Annotated in this window: 1 protein-coding gene; it reads right to left on the bottom strand. The window is 71.2% G+C overall.

Going from position 1 to position 534, the window contains the following annotated elements:
• Nucleotides 1-136 precede the first annotated feature (136 nt).
• On the bottom strand, nt 137-534 hold a 398-nt coding region (locus tag DNK89_RS23900; protein WP_304547825.1), incomplete at its 5' end, for a TCP-1/cpn60 chaperonin family protein.

A 534-nucleotide genomic window follows, 5' to 3' on the forward strand; every position in this document is an offset into this window, starting at 1 on the left:
TGGCGCGAATGCATAGACGCCATTGAAGAGCGGCCCGCGAGGACCCGGGAGGGTGGCCCGGTCGCGCGCCGCGACGCAAAAAAAAGGCACCGCGCCCGTGGCGCGATGCCTTCACGCTGCCCCGGTCCGAGCCCGATCAGAAGTCCATGGCTTCGGCCGGCGCCGCCTGCGGCTTGGTCTCTTCGGCGGCCTGCGCGACGGTGGCGTCCGTCGTCAGGATCAGGCCGGCGATCGACGCCGCGTTCTGCAGCGCGGTGCGGGTGACCTTGGTCGGGTCGACCACGCCGATCTCCACCAGATCGCCATACTCGCCGGTGGCCGCGTTATAGCCAAAATTGCCCTTGGCGTCCGCCACCTTGGCCACCACCACCGACGGTTCTTCGCCGGCGTTGGCCACGATGGCGCGCAGCGGCGCCTCCAGCGCGCGCCGCACGATGCGGATGCCGGCATCCTGGTCGGCATTGGCGCCCTTGAGGTCCTGGATGGAGGCGCGGGCGCGCAGCAGCGCCACGCCGCCGCCGGGCACGATGCCTT

This window comes from Acidovorax sp. ST3 (assembly GCF_003231145.1).
Lineage (GTDB): Bacteria > Pseudomonadota > Gammaproteobacteria > Burkholderiales > Burkholderiaceae_C > Acidovorax.